Source organism: Achromobacter sp. FW305-C-13, from assembly GCF_058783475.1.
Map to the genome: position 1 here is coordinate 115,140 of NZ_JBYSYN010000003.1, position 12,756 is coordinate 127,895.

12 protein-coding genes are annotated in these 12,756 nt (G+C 67.2%); 4 read left to right on the forward strand and 8 right to left on the reverse strand.

All coding sequences use genetic code 11. The annotated features are described in order from the left end of the window. The first annotated feature begins 46 nt into the window (after nucleotides 1–46). Nucleotides 47–829 (forward strand): IclR family transcriptional regulator, encoded by a 783-nt coding sequence (locus AC3WMU_RS19480; protein WP_492282844.1) that lies wholly within the window; start codon nucleotides 47–49, stop codon nucleotides 827–829. A gap of 13 nt (nucleotides 830–842) precedes the next feature. On the opposite strand, the gene AC3WMU_RS19485 is transcribed toward AC3WMU_RS19480, so the two are convergent. The 3 genes from AC3WMU_RS19485 to AC3WMU_RS19495 are packed head-to-tail and all read right to left on the reverse strand — an operon-like array spanning nucleotide 843 to nucleotide 3,857. After that, complete coding sequence (locus AC3WMU_RS19485; protein WP_427956934.1) at nucleotides 843–2,078, reverse strand: CaiB/BaiF CoA transferase family protein; 1,236 nt, start codon at nucleotides 2,076–2,078, stop codon at nucleotides 843–845. Then, nucleotides 2,075–2,935: a MaoC/PaaZ C-terminal domain-containing protein gene (locus tag AC3WMU_RS19490; RefSeq protein ID WP_280028978.1), complete on the reverse strand. Its 861-nt coding sequence runs from the start codon at nucleotides 2,933–2,935 to the stop codon at nucleotides 2,075–2,077. Before AC3WMU_RS19490 ends, AC3WMU_RS19485 begins: the two co-directional genes overlap by 4 nt. Before the next feature lie 7 nt (nucleotides 2,936–2,942). Next, complete coding sequence (locus AC3WMU_RS19495) at nucleotides 2,943–3,857, reverse strand: SDR family NAD(P)-dependent oxidoreductase (RefSeq protein WP_492282845.1); 915 nt, start codon at nucleotides 3,855–3,857, stop codon at nucleotides 2,943–2,945. 177 nt (nucleotides 3,858–4,034) lie between these two features. On the opposite strand from AC3WMU_RS19495, the gene AC3WMU_RS19500 reads away from it, so the two are divergent. Both AC3WMU_RS19500 and AC3WMU_RS19505 read left to right on the forward strand, forming a co-directional pair. Beyond that, nucleotides 4,035–4,934: a LysR family transcriptional regulator gene (locus AC3WMU_RS19500; RefSeq protein WP_006226345.1), complete on the forward strand. Its 900-nt coding sequence runs from the start codon at nucleotides 4,035–4,037 to the stop codon at nucleotides 4,932–4,934. A gap of 238 nt (nucleotides 4,935–5,172) precedes the next feature. Continuing rightward, nucleotides 5,173–6,168: a Bug family tripartite tricarboxylate transporter substrate binding protein gene (locus AC3WMU_RS19505; protein ID WP_280028974.1), complete on the forward strand. Its 996-nt coding sequence runs from the start codon at nucleotides 5,173–5,175 to the stop codon at nucleotides 6,166–6,168. Nucleotides 6,169–6,231: 63 nt separating this feature from the next. On the opposite strand, the gene AC3WMU_RS19510 is transcribed toward AC3WMU_RS19505, so the two are convergent. Genes AC3WMU_RS19510 through AC3WMU_RS19530 form a run of 5 tightly spaced genes read right to left on the reverse strand, consistent with a single transcriptional unit; the run spans nucleotide 6,232 to nucleotide 11,356 of the window. Continuing rightward, nucleotides 6,232–7,194, reverse strand: a complete 963-nt coding sequence (locus AC3WMU_RS19510) for an NAD(P)H-dependent flavin oxidoreductase (RefSeq protein ID WP_492282846.1) — start codon at nucleotides 7,192–7,194, stop codon at nucleotides 6,232–6,234. A gap of 18 nt (nucleotides 7,195–7,212) precedes the next feature. After that, nucleotides 7,213–8,187 carry a Bug family tripartite tricarboxylate transporter substrate binding protein gene (locus tag AC3WMU_RS19515; RefSeq protein ID WP_424626326.1) on the reverse strand — a complete coding sequence of 325 codons (975 nt, stop codon included), beginning with the start codon at nucleotides 8,185–8,187 and terminating at the stop codon, nucleotides 7,213–7,215. Between the two features lie 57 nt (nucleotides 8,188–8,244). Continuing rightward, the gene (locus AC3WMU_RS19520) at nucleotides 8,245–9,765 is read right to left on the reverse strand and encodes a class I adenylate-forming enzyme family protein (protein ID WP_492282847.1); all 1,521 of its coding nucleotides are present in this window, start codon (nucleotides 9,763–9,765) and stop codon (nucleotides 8,245–8,247) included. Nucleotides 9,766–9,782: 17 nt separating this feature from the next. Further along, a complete protein-coding gene (locus tag AC3WMU_RS19525; RefSeq protein WP_454676183.1) occupies nucleotides 9,783–10,955 on the reverse strand; it encodes a thiolase family protein in 1,173 nt (390 codons plus the stop codon). Then, nucleotides 10,952–11,356: a Zn-ribbon domain-containing OB-fold protein gene (locus AC3WMU_RS19530; RefSeq protein ID WP_280028966.1), complete on the reverse strand. Its 405-nt coding sequence runs from the start codon at nucleotides 11,354–11,356 to the stop codon at nucleotides 10,952–10,954. The genes AC3WMU_RS19525 and AC3WMU_RS19530 overlap by 4 nt, the downstream gene beginning before the upstream one ends. A 199-nt stretch (nucleotides 11,357–11,555) precedes the next feature. Here AC3WMU_RS19530 and AC3WMU_RS19535 point away from each other — a divergent pair, with 199 nt between their 5' ends. Further along, a complete protein-coding gene (locus tag AC3WMU_RS19535) occupies nucleotides 11,556–12,746 on the forward strand; it encodes an acyl-CoA dehydrogenase family protein (RefSeq protein ID WP_492282848.1) in 1,191 nt (396 codons plus the stop codon). Nucleotides 12,747–12,756 lie beyond the last annotated feature (10 nt).

Consider the following 12,756-nt stretch of genomic DNA (forward strand, 5'->3'; position numbering starts at 1 on the left):
GTTTCGTCTGGTAAAACGCGGTGCGTACCGTGAAACGGAAAGGGACATGAAGAAAACGCCTGAAGTGCCTGTAGAACCGGCCCCATCCCCGGCGCCGGATGCGCGTGAATCGGGCGGCGTCATTGCGGTGGCGCGCGCGCTGCGCCTGCTGGAAGCGTTTCAGGTGGACGACGCGTTCGTGTCGCTGGCCGAATTGAGCCGCCGCGCAGGCATGCACAAGACGACTACGCTGCGCATTGCGCGCACGCTGGCCGAAGCGCGGTATCTGGTGCAGCGCGAAGAAGACGGGGCCTGGCGTTTGGGCCCGGCCGCAGGCTGGCTGGGCGCGCGCTACCAGGCGTCGTTCGACCTCAACAACGAGATCGAACCGACGCTGCGCGAACTGACACGCGAGACGGGCGAAAGCGCGTCGTTCTTCGTGCGCGAGGGCGACATACGAACGTGCCTTGTCCGGGTAGAAGGGCCGAAGGCGATCCGACACCACATCCGCATGGGTGAAGTGCTGCCGCTGGAAAAGGGCTCGCCGGGGCGCGTGCTGCTGGCCTTCTCAGGCGAACCGGGCGAGCCTTACGAAACTATCCGCCGCGACGGGTTCTATATTTCGATCGGCGAGCGCGAAGCGGAAATCGCCAGCGTGTCGGCGCCCGTGTTCGGCGCCAACTGGCGCTTGCTGGGCGCGCTGAGCGTGTCCGGGCCCGGCGGGCGCTTGCCGGGGGCGAAGCTGCAGAAATTCGCCAAGCTGATCAAGCAGAAAGCCAGCCACCTGTCGTATGTGCTGAGCGGCGGCGCGCAGCGCCAGGCGCCCACGCGCACGCAATGGCATCCGTAGCGCGCCCGCCGTCCTAGGCCGTCTTTGCGGTCGCCGCCTTGAACGCCGCGATGGCGTCGGCCGACTTGCCCAGCACGTCGCGCAGCACTTCCTCGGTGTGCTCGCCCAGCATGGGCGGCGCGCGCCGATACACGACGGGCGACGCCGAAAACCGCAGCGGGCTGGCGGTGACGGGCGCCGTGCCGCCGGCCGGATGCGGCAGGTCTCGCCGCAACTGCCGGGCCTGCGCCTGCGGATGCGCGAACGCCTGCGCGATGTTGTTGATCGGGCCGCACGGCACCCCCACCGCTTCCAGCTTGGCGATCCAGTCGTCGCGGCGGCCTTCCAGCATGATCGCCGTCAGGATGCCGATCAGCGTTTCGCGGTTGGTGACGCGCAGCCGGTTGGTGGCAAAGCGCGGGTCGTCGCCCAGTTCCGGCGCGCCGATCGCGCGGCAATACGCGCGGTACTGCGATTCATTGCCGGTGGCCACGATCAGGTGGCCGTCGCTGGCGGCGAACACCTGATAGGGCACCACGTTCTGATGCGCGTTGCCGGCGCGCGTGGGCGCGACACCGGAGTTGAAGTAGTTGGAGTTCTGATTGGCCAGCAGCGCCACATGGCTGTCCAGCAGGGCGATGTCCAGATGCTGCCCCAGGCCGCTGCGATGGCGCTCCTGCAAGGCCGCCAGGATCGCGACCGTGGCGTACATGCCGGTGACGATGTCCGTCACCGCCACGCCCGCCTTCTGAGGGCCGCCGCCGGGCAGGTCATCGCGTTCACCAGTGATGCTCATCAGCCCGCCCATGCCCTGGATCATGAAGTCGTAGCCGGGGCGTTGGGCAAACGGGCCGTCCTGGCCGAAGCCCGTGACCGAGCAGTAGATCAGGCGCGGATTGATGGCCTTCAGGCTGTCGTAGTCCAGGCCGTACTTGGCCAGGCCGCCCACCTTGAAGTTCTCGACCAGGATGTCGCTTGCCGCGGCCAGTTCGCGGATCAGCGCTGCGCCTTCGGGCGTGGCCATGTCGGCTTCGACCGAACGCTTGTTGCGGTTGGCGCTCAGGTAGTAGGCGGATTCGCTGGTGTCCCGGCCGTCGCCGTCCTTCAGATACGGCGGACCCCAGGCGCGCGTGTCGTCGCCGACATGGGGGCGTTCGATCTTGATGACGTCGGCGCCCAGATCGGCCAGGTTCTGCGTGCACCAGGGGCCGGCCAGGATGCGCGACAAGTCCAGCACGCGGATGCCGTCAAGCGCGGGCGGGCGCGTCATGATTGCACCGTCGCGGTGCCGTGGCTCATGACCACAAGATCGCGTTCGCGCGACCGCACCTGAAAGCGGATCTGTCCGTCAGGCATGCGCCAGATGTCGCATTGCAGGGTCTCGCCGGGATATACGGGCGCCGAGAACCGCGCGTTCAGGCTGGTCAGCCGCGACGCGTCGTAATCGCAGCAGCTTTTGACGATGGCGTGCGCCGCCACGCCATACGAGCACAGGCCGTGCAGGATCGGCCGTGGATAACCCGCCTGATGCGCGACGTCGGGGTCGGCATGCAGCGGATTGCGGTCGGCGTTCAAACGGTACAGCAGCGCGGCGCTGGGCGGAACGCGCAGTTCGCACTGCAGGTCCGGTTTGCCGCCGGGCACGGCGGGCAGGGCTTCGGGGCTGTCGTCGCCCTGGCCGAAGCCGCCGTCGCCGCGGCAGAACGTGCTTTGCCGCAAGGTGGCCAGGCAGGCGCCGCTTTCGTCGTGCAAGGTGCGCTCGGTGATGACGATGGCGCCCTTGTCCGCGCCCTTGTCGATCACATGCGTGTTGCGGCTTTTTCCGATGACGACGCCCGATGTCGGCAATGGCGCGTGCACGGTCAGGCGCTGCTCGCCGTGCACCACCTTCACCCAGTCGATGCCGGCGCGCGGGTCTTGCACCCAGAAGCCCGGGTAGCCCAGCACCACGCTCATCGTGGGGAAGGCCTGCAAGTCCTTTTCGTACACGTAGCGCAGCTGGCCGGCGTCTTCGGGGTCCTGGCCCAGGCCGATCCCCAGCGCATACAGCATGGTGTCTTTCTGCTCGTAGCGCTGACGCACCTCGTCAAAACGCCAGTTCTTTACGGTCGCGTAATCCAGGGGCATGGCGGTCTCAGATGGGATCCCAGTCGATCACGTCGGGCGAACGCTCCAACGTGTAGAAGTGCTTGCGCATGGCGGGCACGGCAATTTCAGCAATGCGTTCCGGCGTCCAGCCTTCGCTGTTGTGCACGGTGCGCAAGGGCCGCGGCTGGCTCATCAGCATGATCTCGTTGGCGCGCACGGCAAATATCTGCGCGGTGATTTCGCTGGCCGCATCGCTGGCCAAGTAGACGGCCATTGGCGCGACCTTGCCGGCTTCCATCTTCTTCAACTTTTCGACGCGGGCCTTCTCTTCGTCTGTTTCTGCCGGGATGGAACTCGTCATGCGGCTCCAGGCAAAGGGCGCGATGCAGTTCGAGCGCACGTTGTAGCGCGCCATGTCCAGCGCGATGGATTTGGACAGGGCCACGATGCCGAGCTTGGCGGCCGCGTAGTTAGCCTGGCCGAAGTTGCCGATCAGGCCGGAGGTGGACGTCATGTGCACGAAGGCGCCCGATTCCTGCTCGCGGAAATAGGGGGCTGCGGCGCGGCTCATGAAGAACGAGCCGTTCAGGTGCACGTCGATCACCTGGCGCCATTCCTCTTCACTCATCTTGTGGAAAACGCGGTCGCGCAGATTACCCGCGTTATTGATCACGGCGTCGATGCGGCCGAACGCGTCGATGGCGGTCTGCACCACGCGGCTCGCGCTGTCGTAGGCCGCCACGCTGTCGGTGTTGGCAACAGCCTGTCCGCCGGCCGAGACGATCTCTTTCACCACCGCTTGCGCGGGGCCTTCCGCGCCACCTTCGCCTGTCAGCGACACGCCGATGTCGTTCACGACCACCTTGGCGCCCGCCTGAGCCATCGCCAGCGCAATGCTGCGCCCGATGCCGCCACCCGCGCCCGTGACGACCACTACCTTTCCGGAAACCATGCCGCTCATTGCCTCTGACTCCTGTACTGCGGCGCATACGCCGCCTGTGGAAAACAGTTCCGCATCAACCCGTAGGGTTCGCGGAGTCGGGGCCTGCTAGTGTTAACAGGCCCTGGTGCATGGTAGATTCGACCCGGCATTCGAAGAATTCAAAATTAGAAATGCCCCCCTTCTGCGTGGTGGAACATGAGACATGATTTGACTGACCTGCGTTTGTTTCTGAACGTAGGGGAAACACTCAATCTGACCCGGGCTGCGGAACGCACCTTCCTGTCCTTGCCGGCGGCAAGCGCGCGGGTCAAGCACATGGAAGAGGCCTTTAAGGCGCGGTTGCTGGTGCGCCTGGCGACAGGGGTTGCGCTGACGCCGGCGGGCGAGGTGCTGCTCAAGCACGCCAACGCCGTCTTCCGGCAACTGGAATGCCTGAACGCCGACCTGCAACCCTATGCCAGCGGGTTAAAGGGACGCTTGAGGTTGCTGGCTAACACCACGGCCACCAATTCGTTCCTGGCCGACGCGCTGTCCACGTTCCTGGCGGAAAACCCCGACGTGGACGTGGAGCTTGAAGAGAAGATATCCGGGGACATCGTCATCGCGATCCGCGCAGGCGCCGGAGATCTGGGGTTAGTGGCCGGCAACATCGATGTGGAAGGGCTGGACGTCACGCCCTTGTTCCGCGATGAACTCACGGTGGTGACGTCGCTGGAGCATCCGCTGGCGGCCTCGAAGTCCGCGCATTTCGCAGACCTGGTCGACGCGTATCAGTTCGTCGGCATCCATCCCGACAGCGCCATCCAGACCTTCCTGGAAGACATCGCCAGCGGCCTGGGCAAGCGCATCTGCCAACGCGTGCACGTGGGCAGTTTCGAAGCGGTGTGCCGCATGGTGGAGGCCGGCGCGGGCATCGCGGTCGTGCCGCGCGCCTGCGCCGCGCGCTACAGCCGCCCCGACGCGCTGCATGTGCTGAAACTGGAAGACCCCTGGGCGCTGCGCGACCGCCTGCTGTGCCGCCAGCGAGGCCGCGACCTGCCCAGCTTCGCCGAGTGCTTCATCGAACACGTGCAGCGCGCCGCGCGCGGGCAATGAACGAAACGCAGCGGGGGCCGGATGGCCCCCGCCCCGTTTTCCCTAGGCCAAGTGTCGTATCCACGCGTCGCGCAGGCGCAGATTGTGTCCGCTTACCGAACTTTCCATCCCGTGCGAAAGAGGGGCTTTTGAAAATGTGTAGCGGCGATTGCCCGCGCTCGGAAAATAATAAATAAGAGCGGCGGGCAGCAGTTCTTGAAGCTTGACCGTGAATAACACCAAGACTCAGGAGACTGCAGTGATTGATCCTCAACGCCGCCGCGTCGTCGCGGGGCTGGGCGCCGCGTGCGCGGCCACCATCGTGCCCACCTTGTTTCCGGCCACCGCCCGCGCCGCCACGTGGCCCGGGCACGCCGTGACCTTCATCGTGCCTTTTCCCGCCGGCGGTCCGGTGGACACGACCGCGCGTTTCACCACGCAACCGCTTGGACAGTTGTGGTCGGTGCCTACCGTGGTGGACAACAAGTCGGGCGCGGGCGGGATCGTCGGTGCGCAGTTCGCGGCCAAGGCCGAGCCCGACGGCTACAACTTCTTCTTCGCGTCCATCCATCACGCGGTGCTGCCCAGCCTGCGCGACAACCTCAGCTACGACATCAGCCGCGACTTCGTGCCGGTCGGCATGGCGGCGGTGTTTCCCATCGTGCTGGTGGTGAACGCGTCCCTGCCCGTGAACACGGTGAGCGAACTGATAGCCTACGCCAAAGAGAACCCGGGCAAGCTCTCGTTCAGCTCGTCCGGCACCGGCGGCGGCACGCATCTGGCGGGCGAACTCTTCAATGCGATGGCCGGGGTGCGGATTCAGCACATCCCGTATCGCGGAAGCGCGCCGGCCATGCAGGACCTGCTGGGCGGGCAGGTGCAAGTGATGTTCGCGGACGGGCCGTCCGCCGTGCCGCACTTGAAGGGCGGCAAGGTGCGCGCGCTTGGCGTGGGCAACCCCACGCGATCGAGCATGTTGCCGGATGTGCCCACCATCGCCGAATCCGGTTTGCCGGGCTACGAGGCCTATTCCTGGAGCGGCGTGATGGCGCCCAAGGGCACGCCGCCGGACATCGTGAAGCGCATGAACGCCGATATGGTGAAAGTGCTGTCGGACCCCGCCACCGCCAAGGGCATGATCGCGGCCGGCGCCGAGCCCAAGCCCGGCACGCCCGAACAGTTCGGCGAATTCGTCCGCGACGAGATCGTGAAGTGGCGCGACCTGATCAAGACCGCGAACATCAAGCTGGAATAGGGCAACAGCGATCTTCGCGGCCGACGCTGGCGGGCCTGGGTTCAGGCCCGCCGCCTTGGCGTTTCACGCGGCCTGCAAGGCGTTGCGGGCGCTGCGGTATTCCGCTTCCAGTTGATCCACCAGCGTGGCGATGGGCAGGATCTCTTGCGCGGCGCCCACGCCCTGGCCCGCGCTCCAGACGTCCTTCCAGGCTTTGGGCCGGGAATTCTTGTCCAGGTTGGCGGGCGGCGCATCGCCTTGCCGGGCCAGTGCCAGGGGATCCAGTCCCGCGGCCTGGATGCTGGCGGAAAGGTAGTTGGCCGGCACGCCGGAGAAGTACGGGGTATAGGTCACGTCGGCCGCCTGCGCCTGCAATACCATTTCGCGATAGGCCTCGCCAGCCAGCGACTCCTGCGTGGCGATGAAGCGCGTGCCCATGTAGGCAAAGTCGCAACCCAGGACCTGGGCCGCCAGGATGTCCTTGCCGTGGCTGATGCAGCCCGATAGCGCTAGCGGGCCGTCATAGAACGCGCGGATCTCGTTGACCAGCGCAATGGGGTTGATCTGGCCCGCATGGCCGCCTGCGCCGGCGGCCACCAGGATCAGGCCGTCGACGCCCGCCTCCAGCGCACGCTTGGCGTGGCGTACGTTGGTGACGTCGTGGTAGACCAGCCCCCCGTAAGGGTGCACGGCCTGCACCACGGCTTCCGGCGCATGCAGCGACGTGATGATGAGGGGCACGCGCCGTTCGGCGCAGATGGCCAGGTCGCCCTGCCAGCGCGAATTGCTGGGATGGACGATCAGGTTCACGCCATACGGCGCGACGCGCGCGTCGGGGTCGGCCTGGCGCTTGGCGGCCAGGCCTTCCTCGATGCGGCTGATCCACTCGTGCAGTTGTTCCTGCGGACGGGCGTTCAGCGAGGGGAACGTGCCGATGATCCCCGCCGCGCATTGCGCCACGACCAGCGCCGGCCCAGAGACCAGGAACATGGGGGCGCCGATGATCGGCAAGCGGGTCTGGGCTTGTAGCGCAAGCGGAGGAGGCATCTGGGGCTCCGGGTGGGGTCAGTTCGCCTGGATGTTGGCGCTTTGGATGACGTCCGACCACAAGGCGTACTCGCGGTCGATACGGGATTGCAACGCCTTCGAATCGCCGGCGTTGATGGTGTAGCCGCCTTCGGTCATGGCCTGGCGGAAGGCGGGATCCTTGGATACGTCGTCCAGTGCGCGGGTCAGGCGAGCCGAGACGGCCTCGGGCAGCTTCTTGGGGCCGACCAGCGCGTACCAGCCCACCACTTCGTAGTCCTTCATGCCCGCTTCGATCATCGTCGGCACGTCGGGCAGTTCGGGGTTGCGGGTCTTGGACGTGACGGCCAGCGCGCGGGCCTTGCCGCTCTTGATGAAGGGGATGGCGGTGCTGGTGATGTCGAACATGAAGGTCACCTTGCCGCTGATCACATCCATCATGGCTGGTGAATTGCCGCGGTACGGAACGTGCAGCATCGATGCGTCGGCCTGCTTTTTCAGCAGCTCGGCCGACAGGTGGTTGGATGCGCCAATGCCGGCGGACCCGAACGACACGGCATCGGGATGCGCGCGCGCGTAGCCGACGAGTTCGCCCACGTTCTTGGCCGGAATCTGCGGGCCGATCAGCAGCACATTGGCGTAGTCGACCACCAGCCCGATCAGCGAGAAATCGCGGCGTGGGTCGAACAGCGTGCTGCGCTGGACCAGCGGCGACATGGTCAGGGTGGGGCTGGCGGCAAAACCCAGCATGTAGCCATCAGGTGGGGCCTTGGCGGTGGCGTCGGACGCGATCATGCCGCTGGCGCCGGCGCGGTTTTCCACCACGACGGTCTGGCCCAGCTTGTCGCCCAGGTATTTGGCGAAGACGCGGGCCGTGGTGTCGACGGGGCCGCCAGGGGCGTAGCCCACCAGCAGGCGGATGGGGCGTTCGGGGTAGGCGTCTGCCTGGGCGGACGTCGCCGTGGCAAGCGCCGCCACGGCGGTGGCCGCGGCGAAGAGGGTCTTGATGTTCACGCTGTTGTCTCCTTGTGTATAAGTGGCCGGTCGTGGAGCGGAACAGCGGGTCCGCGCCTACGCCAGCCCTTCTTTCAGCGGCTGCTTCAGGATTTTTCCGCTGACGGTCGTGGGAATGGTCTCGATGAGGATGATCCGTGCGGGCCGCTTGTAGGGCGCCAGTTGCGCGCGCAGATGCAGCATCAGCAGGTTGGTGTCGATCGTGGCGCCGGGCAGGGGTTCGACGAAGGCGATGACTTCCTCGTTCTGGTCGGCCGTGTTGCGTCCCACCACGGCGGATAGCCGCACGCCGGGGAATGCGTTGATCACCGATTCGACTTCGATGGGATACACGTTGAAGCCGGACCGGATGATCAGGTCCTTGGAGCGGCCGGCGATGAACAGCGCGCCGCTGTCGTCCACGAAGCCGATGTCGCCCGTGTTGAGCCAGCCGCCGGGCAGAAGCGCCTGCGCCGTCTGTTCCGGGCTGCGGTAGTAGCCCAGCATGACGCCTGGGCCGCGGATCAGGATGTCGCCGCGTTCGCCGGGTGCGGGGGTGCCGCTGTCGGGGCTGCCAATGCGCATTTCCACGCCTTCCACCGCATAGCCCGCCGAGCAGTCTGCGCGCGGGGCGTCGATGCGCGTGATGAACATCGACCCCGCGTATTCGGTGATGCCGTAGCCATGGTGCATCGGCACCCCGAAGTAGCGTTCGGCGTCGCGCTTGAGCGTGGGGTCGAGCGCCGCGCCGCCGGTGTACAGGTAGCGCAGCGCGGGCGCGCGCAGGTCGGCGCGCGGCGGCGCCACGGCCATCATGCGGCTGAACATGGTGGGCACGCCCTGCAGGATGCTGACGCCCGGGTGCGCCAGCGCCTTGAACGCGTCTTCGGCGTCGAAGCGGCTGCGCAGCACCAGGCTGGCGCCCGCATGCACGGTGGCCATCAGCACCGTGGCAATGCCGAAGATGTGCGACATGGGCAGCGCCGCATAGCCGATGTCGTGAGGCGTCAGCCGGCGGGACGCCGCGGATACGCGCGCAAAGTGCAGCAGGCCGCGATGCGGCACCATCACGCCCTTGGGTGCGCCCGTGGTGCCGGAGGTGTAGATCACGGTGGCCACTTCCGCCGCCAGCTCGCCGGCTTCCGCCTGCGTGGGCGTCGCGGCCCGCGCGGCCTGCACGCCCGGCCCCCAGACGGCGGGATTGGCGTCTTGCGCGGCGGCCGCCACGGCATGTGCGGCCGCCGCGGACGAGACGTCCGTGGTGTAGAGCAGCAGTTCGGGCTGGGCATGCTGGCGGATGTTGTCGACTTCGCGTGCGGACAGGCGGGCGTTCACGCCCACCGGCCAGGCGCCCGCGAGGCCGCATCCGAACAGTGCCGCAATCATCGCCGTGCAGTTTTCCCCCACCATCAGCACCCGGTGGCCGGGTTGCACGCCCTGGTCGCGCAGCCAGCCGGCGACGGCCTGCACGCGTTGCCACAGTTGGGCGTAGGTCAGCGTGCCGCCGCCCTCTTCGTACAGGCAGATGGCGTCGGGCCGCTGTTGCGCCTGCAGCGCGACGACTTCGTGGATGCGGGTGATGGGTTCTGCGTGGGACATCGGTGTTGCCGTGGCGTTCAAAGGGTGGCCTGGGTGCCCAGGATTGCGGTGGATTGGCTGGACAGCGTGCCGCCGTTGCCATGCACCAGCGCCAGTTGCGCATCGGCGACCTGGCGTGCGCCGCCTTCGCCGCGCAGCTGCCGGACGGCTTCGATCATGATGAACACGCCGTACATGCCGGGATGCACGCAGCACAGGCCGCCGCCGTTGGTGTTTACCGGCAGTCTGCCGCCCGGCGCGATGGCGCCGTCCGCGATGAAGTCCTTGCTTTCGCCCTTGGCGCAGAAGCCCAGGTCTTCCAGGAAGAGCAGGGTATTGATGGTGAAGGCGTCGTACAGTTCGACCACGTCGATGTCTTTCTGCGACACGCCCGCCATGTCGAAGGCGCGCTTGCCCGATTCGGCCGCGGCCGTCACGGTCAGGTCCTCCATGGACGAGATCTGCCGGTTCCAGACCGCGGTGGCGTTGCCCAGTACGTAGACGGGCGGGTGCGGCAGGTCGCGCGCACGGTCGGCGCGCACCAGCACGTAGGCGCCGGCGCCGTCCGTGACCAGGCAGCAATCGCGCACGCTCAACGGGTCCGACACCATGCGGGCCGACAGGATCTGGTCCAGCGTGGCGGGCTCGCGCAGTTGCGCCTCTGGATTCAGCTGCGCCCACTGGTTGGCTGCCAGGGCCACTTGCGCCAGATGTTCGCGGCGCGTGCCGTACTGGTGCATGTGGCGCGCGGCGGCCAGCGCGTACGACGACAAGGGGCTGAGCGGATCGTAGGGCGTTTCGTAGGGCTGGGGATCGAACTGCTTGCGGACCCGGCCGATTTCGGCCCGGCTCAGCGTGGAGGTGCGTTGCGTGCTGCCGTAGCAGACCAGCACCGCGTTGCACTGGCCGGAAGCCAGCGCATGCAGGGCGGGCATCAGATGCGCCACGAAGCTGGAGCCGCCCAGCATGGTGCTGTCGATGAAGGTCGGGCGAATGCCCAGGTGTTCGATCACCGGCATGGCCCACATCGGCGCGGCGACGCTGGCCGTGCAGATGCCGTCGATGTCGCGCATCGTCAAGCCGGCGTCGGCCACGGCGCGCTGCGCCGCCTGCACCAGGATTTCCATTTCGGTGTAGCCCGCGGCCTGTCCCAGGCCGGCGTGGCCCACCCCCGCCACGGCGACGGCGCCGCGCAGATCTTTCAGCGTCATGGCGCCTCCTTGTTGGGTACGAAGACCACGAGGCCGTGGCCGTCCTGCTGCGCCACCTGGGCGCGCACCGCCATGCCGATGTGCACGTCGGCGGGGGCGATGCCCTGCACGCGGCTCATCAGCCGGACGCCTTCCTGCAGGTCGACCAGCGCCACGTTGTAGTCGCCGCCCGCCTCGGGCTTGCGCCGCACCACGGTGGTGGAATAGATGGTGCCGCGGCCGTCGGGTTCGGCCCATGCCAGCTTGTCCGCCCCGCAGTGCGGGCAGATCATTCGGGGATAGAACACCGCGCGGTCGCAGCCGGCGCAATGCTGGATAAGAAAGCGGCCCTGGTCGAGCGCCTGGCGGTACTGCGCCTCGACGCCCTGCGACACGCCTTCCTGGTGATCGGGAACAGTCATGGTGCGATGGGATTCCAGTGGATGACGGCTGCTAGTGTCGGTACTGCCGCCGGGTTCGGCCATTCTTCATTGCTGAAGCAGGCCTTTTGCGGACCTGTAGTGGGGGGCGCCCTACATCCTGCGCGAAGCCGGTCTTCGGAAGAGGCAGATTGCCGGCCTCTCGGGGCCGTGGCTAGATACCGGGCAAAGGAGGTAGACCATGAACCTGACCTGGACGCGAGAAGAGCGCCAATTCCGCGACGAGGTGCGCGCATTCGCCGCCGCCAAGCTGCCGGACGACATCCGCGACAAGGTGTTGCGGCATCAACGGCTGGAACGCGAGGACTACGTGCGCTGGCACAACATCCTGGCCGACCACGGCTGGGGCGCGCCCAACTGGCCTGTGGAGCACGGCGGCACGGGCTGGAACGCGTTGCAACGCCTGATCTTCGAAGTGGAGTGCTTCAAGGCGGGCGCGCCGCGCCTGCTGCCCTTCGGCCTCTCCATGATCGGGCCCGTACTCATGAAGTACGGCAGCGCCGAACAACAGGCGCGCCTCTTGCCGCGCATGCTGCGCGTGGCGGACTGGTGGTGCCAGGGCTATTCGGAGCCGGGATCCGGCTCCGACCTTGCCTCGCTCAAGACCCGCGCGGTGCGTGACGGCGACGAATACATCGTCAATGGCCAGAAGACCTGGACCACGCTGGCGCAGTATGCCGACTGGATGTTCTGCCTGGTGCGCACCCACCCCGACGCGCGCGCGCAGCGCGGCATTTCGATGCTGCTGCTGGACATGCGCGCCCCGGGCGTGACGGTGCGCCCCATCCGCACGCTGGACGGCGGCCACGACGTGAACGAGGTCTGGCTGGAGGACGTGCGCGTACCGGTGTCCAACCTGGTGGGCGAAGAGAACCAGGGCTGGACCTACGCCAAGTACCTGCTGGGCCACGAGCGCACCGGCATTGCCGGACTGGGCCATTGCCATCGCGAACTGGGCATCTTGAAGCAGATGGCCGCGCGCGCGCAGTCGCACGGCAAGCCGCTGCTGGCCGACAGCCGCATCCGCGACCGTATTTCGCGGATCGAAGTCGACATCATGGCGCTGGAAATGCTGCTCCTGCGCGTGGCGTCCAGCAACGACGGCACGCCGGGCCCCGAGGCCTCGGTGCTGAAGATCCGGGGCTCCGAGATCCAGCAGGATCTGGCCATGCTGCAAATGGAAGTGGCCGGGCCGGACGCGTGGCCGTATGACCCCGACTGGCTGCAGGCCGGCGGCGATTTCCACGGTCCGGGCCCCGAGATGGCGGCGGCCGCAGGCGCGGGCTACGCCGATATGCGCAAGACCTCGATCTACGGCGGCACGACCGAAGTGCAGAAGGGCATCATCGCCCGCCTGGTGCTGGGCCTGTAGGCCCGCCCAC